This window comes from Nostoc flagelliforme FACHB-838, from assembly GCF_014698065.1.
Lineage (GTDB): Bacteria > Cyanobacteriota > Cyanobacteriia > Cyanobacteriales > Nostocaceae > Nostoc > Nostoc flagelliforme_B.
This window is the reverse complement of record NZ_JACJSI010000445.1, coordinates 1-4,535: the sequence shown is the minus strand read 5'-3', so window position 1 is coordinate 4,535 and position 4,535 is coordinate 1. Positions and strand designations below refer to the sequence as shown.

Below are 4,535 nucleotides of genomic sequence, written 5' to 3'. Positions count from 1 at the left end.
AGTTGGCTGCTAGAACTATGGTACAGCGACGCAAGATTAGTTATGCCACCCAAACAGAACTTGGTACCAAAGCATGGGATATTTTCATGTCCCTGGTTGCCACTACTCGTAAGTTAGGTATTAGCTTTTTTGAGTATATGCATGACCGGATTTTGCAACTCGGTGATATTCCCTGTTTGGGTAACATTATTCGAGAGAAGTCTTCTTCTAACCCATTTGGTTGGTCGTGGCTACCTGAATAAATCTCTACCCCGAAATTTTGAGCCGATACTATTTGATGTTGGTGGGGAATTAATTAATAATTTAGTGCAAGGTTTCATTTATGTTATTCTTAGTGGTCTATCAGCAGGATTTCAATACATAATCCAATTATCTTTTTTGCTAGTAGCTTATGTAGCTCCTATTTTTTTAGCACTGTCTTTACTGCCTTTTGAAAGTAAACCTATCTATGCTTGGTTATCAGGATGGCTAGGACTGACACTAGTGTTAGTCTCATATTCAATTATTGTTGGTGTTGCAGCTAGTGCAATAGTTAATCAACCTTCCACCAATCCATTGTTGATGCAATTAATACAGGCTGTTTTCTCACCATTACTTGCTGTAGCCATTGGCACAGGTGGCGGAATGTCAGTATTCACAGCATTTACTAGTGGGATTAAATTCTCTGTGGGGTTAAGAAGATAATGAGGCTACTAGAAAAAAAAGAGTTAAACTTTACCCCAATATTTTTGATAGGGAATGCAGTATTACTGAGCCTGCTACTGTTAATAGAAATAATCAATTTTGCGAGATTAGGAACTATAGCTAATTCGAAAGCACCGACATTAGTAGAATTAAATGATGGGGAATCGATTAGAGTATCTTCGGTAAGTAGTGATGAGCGTTCGCCTCAAGCAATTACATATTTTGTCGGGCAGACGGTGACAGGCTTACTTAGTTGGAATGCATTGCCTAAAGTAAGCAGTAATTATGATGCAGACCCTACTAAAAAATTAAAAGTAGATGCTGGTGTCCAAGCAGGCAATAATAAAATTACTACTAATGTATGGGCTACTGGCTTTGCTTTATCTGAGGATTTTCGCGCTGATTTTCTTAAGGAAATAGCTAATCTCACGCCTCCAGATGTCTTTAATGGCACGACTCAATCAATTTTAAAAATCAGCTTGCTTAGTGAACCTAAAAAAATCAAAAATGGACAATGGTCAGTAGATATGGTTGCGGAGGTAATTGTTTTTCAGGGTAGCAATATGGTTGGTTCACCTATTGGATTTAATAAAACTATTTTTGTGAGAGTGATAGATACACCAACATTACCTAAGATTTCATCTGATTTTCAACAAACAGCCTATCGTGTCCGTAAGGCTGGTTTAGAAATATATAAAATTCAAGATTTAAATTTATGACAAAAACACAGTAATTTCCAATAAAAAACAAAGAAGTTCTGCCTATTGTAGAACAAAAATCGGAACAATTAGTGAGGAAAGTGGCGGATTCCACTACTTCTAATAAGAAAGATTTTGCCGCAATGAATGGGGTAAGTGTTGAAGCTGAACCCTTACCTCAATCAGAAGTTCCGGAACCAGAAGAAATCGTAACTACTCGTACAATACCGCAAAACCCACTTTTAAAAATGGCTGTTATCGGTGGGGGAATACTTGTTTTTATCATGATAATCGGTGGACTAATTAATGGCTCGATGAATGCCCTAAACATATCTACGACAAAAATAGAATCACCAAAAACTAATCAAGAAACTACAGAGTTATCAGAAATTGTAGATGAAACAGGTAAAACTAAAACAGCTTTGGCTCTAACTAGTCAAAACTCCGAATTTAAAAAAATTCGAGATCAAAAAGCAGAAGCCACATCAACATCAACACCAACACCATCATTTACACCTGTTGCGGTTGCTCCACCGCCACCAACAAGAACGACACCGGAGTATACACAACCAGTAACAGTTACTAGAAATCCTTCTCCACCTAGAATTAATAACACACCTCAATTACCAAGACGGATTTATCAACCTCAGCCTAAACCAGCAGCACGAGTTACCCCCACTAAGGCTACTGTCAACACTCAATCTGTAGACCCAATGCAACAATGGCTTGCAGTTGCAAATGTTGGTAGTTTTAGTAGTCCAGTCAGCTCTGATGATGAAATATTGAACACTGAGGGTATAGAAGGTGGAATAGGAGAAAGTACAGAAATTGAGGGTAAAACTACCGCGCAAGTAGTTGATTACAATGCCAAGCGCGTATTAGTTGGCAGCACTACAGAAGGACAGTTAGAAACTCCAATATTTTGGGGAACAGGTGATGATATAGGTCAAAATTACCTGATTAAGATATCTCTTCCCTTGAAAGCATCAGATGGTAGTGAGGTACTACCTACAGGATCGTATCTAGTAGCTCAAATGACTAATTCCAATGGTTCAGGGTTTGCGCAACTGCGCGGGGTTTCAGTTCTCATCAATTCTAATGGTGACACGCAAGAGAAGAAACTCCCCGAAAACGCTGTGTTAATAATGTCTAAGAACGGCAGTTTTTTAAAAGCAGAATCTCGTCAAGGTAGCAATTTGGGCAGTGATTTGATGTCGGCTGTAATTGCAGGGGTCGCTAAGGCTGCGGAGATACAAAATCGCCCAAGAAGCCAGACTAACATTAGTTCTAATGGATTTTCTAGTAGTACAACTACCAACGATGATAGAAATATAACCGCTGCTTTTGGTGAAGGTGCGTTTAATAATGTTCTTGAAGGAATTAAAGCATCCAATGAAAGACGTTCTGGGCAATTAGATAGCCAAGAAAAAGTTTTTGTAATTGACGCTGGTAAGACAGTAGAGATATTCGTTAATCAAACGATTTCGTTATGAAAAGAGTTTTAGTATTAGCCGCAACGTTATTGTTAATTAATTCTAGTCAGGCTTTAGCAGGAAGTTATAGAATTATTTACTCACAAGATGTAGAGGTTAATTCTATTGAATTGAAGGTATGGAAAGGTTACGGGCTGACCATTAATTTGATGTCTACTGGAGAAGTCATCAAGCAAGTTTGGATAGGCGATCCAACTCGATTTGCTTTTACCTCGAACGGTAATCTATGTCCTAAAGGTGGCGACGATCCAGATTGTGCAGGAGGAAAAGCCACTGTGCTGTTTTTACGTCAAATTAACCCGATTAAATTTCCTGCTCTCGCATCTAGCAAAGATGGTAGCACTCAAATTACAGTACTCACCAATCAGAAACAATATCAATTTAAGCTGACACCTGCAACGGGAGAGCCGTCATATACGAGCTTGGTAATTAAGCCAGATTCAGATAAACCGGAACCACTGCTAGTAGCTAATCCTCCAGCAAGTCCACAAACTAGACAACAGACATCACCCCCGGAGTCGTCAACAGTTTTTAAATCTCAACCATTAGCAGTTGTTTATAACAATAATTCTAAGTTGACTCCGGGGATGATACTTCAAAGAAATGATGCCAATGCTCTTGTATACGGATTAGCGATTGCTGGGCGCAATGGTCAAGTTAAGCCTAACTCGACTACATGGAAAAAAGTTCAAGATGCTATCAGATTATTGCGTCAGGGTAAGAGCAAAGAAGAAGCTATATCTTTGTCTGGGGTTGATGCTAAAGTTTTTCATCAATTAATTGAATGGGGTCGCTAAAAAAAAGTCACTTTACCGAAAAAAATGTTCATACATGTTCCGCCAATCGCTCAAATTCCAACAATCACTTACACCCAAGGTAAATATCAAGCACAAGCGCCGGACTGGTCAAAAATCACCTGGGACACCTTACCACCAGTCCAACAACCGGGATATTTAAAAATCCCCCAAAAATATATTTCAATATTTGGTTACGATCCGTCACGGTCATGGACTGTGGGACAAAAGGTAGGCTCAGTTGTGATGCTGGGTGATGCAGATGACGCATTAAAAATGTCTAATTTCACTCTTAAATCTATTGATAAAATAGCGTCGCTGCCAAAGAAACTGACATTGAAAGATATCGGGTTGATGAAGTGGCAAACACCAGCATCACTAGTCAAAGCTATCCCGAGGTTGGGGAATCTCAGCGTTAGTAGAGTCCCAGTGTTAGCTCCTTTATTATCTAGAGGCAATTCTGTTGGAGGGCGTAGAATTTCTCAACTTTTGCGCTCAAATCCCCAAGGCGCTAATACTCCACTTGGTAAGTTGGACTTAAGCAAGTATTCAATTAATTCTGTTCCAGGGCTGACATTAACTCCCTTGGGAAAATTTCAGACATGGCAGCAGGCTTATATCAACCAAGTCCCTGGATTAAACCAAGTACCTTTTGATAAAATGCCCCAGCCGATCAATTCTGGTGTTGGTGTTGTGGGCATTGCTTCAGTGGTACTAGGTACATCTGAAAGAGGAGATCCGAGCAGGGTTAGCGCGTCTCAAACCCTATTGACAGGGGGATTATGGCAGAGGTACTGAGTTTGAGAGAGCCGCAGCTAACACAGAGAGCATATAGCGATCGTTCATCGCTGCTCGTCGTGATTTTT

General features: G+C 39.8%; 5 protein-coding genes and 1 pseudogene. All 6 read left to right on the top strand.

Features of this window, described 5'->3' with window-relative positions:
• Positions 1 to 242: pseudogene (locus H6G97_RS46170) on the top strand (hypothetical protein); the annotation flags it as partial.
• Positions 217 to 684 (top strand): hypothetical protein, encoded by a 468-nt coding sequence (locus tag H6G97_RS46165; RefSeq protein WP_190947111.1) that lies wholly within the window; start codon positions 217 to 219, stop codon positions 682 to 684. The pseudogene H6G97_RS46170 and the gene H6G97_RS46165, both read left to right, overlap by 26 nt.
• Entirely contained in the window at positions 684 to 1,403 is a 720-nt protein-coding gene (locus tag H6G97_RS46160) for a hypothetical protein (RefSeq protein WP_190947110.1), read from the top strand. The genes H6G97_RS46165 and H6G97_RS46160 overlap by 1 nt, the downstream gene beginning before the upstream one ends.
• Positions 1,404 to 1,483: 80 nt before the next feature.
• A complete protein-coding gene (locus H6G97_RS46155) occupies positions 1,484 to 2,875 on the top strand; it encodes a TraB/TrbI/VirB10 family type IV secretion system protein (RefSeq protein WP_190947109.1) in 1,392 nt (463 codons plus the stop codon).
• A complete protein-coding gene (locus tag H6G97_RS46150) occupies positions 2,872 to 3,672 on the top strand; it encodes a hypothetical protein (RefSeq protein ID WP_190947108.1) in 801 nt (266 codons plus the stop codon). The genes H6G97_RS46155 and H6G97_RS46150 overlap by 4 nt, the downstream gene beginning before the upstream one ends.
• 24 nt (positions 3,673 to 3,696) lie before the next feature.
• Positions 3,697 to 4,467 carry a hypothetical protein gene (locus tag H6G97_RS46145; RefSeq protein ID WP_190947107.1) on the top strand — a complete coding sequence of 257 codons (771 nt, stop codon included), beginning with the start codon at positions 3,697 to 3,699 and terminating at the stop codon, positions 4,465 to 4,467.
• Positions 4,468 to 4,535: the final 68 nt, after the last annotated feature.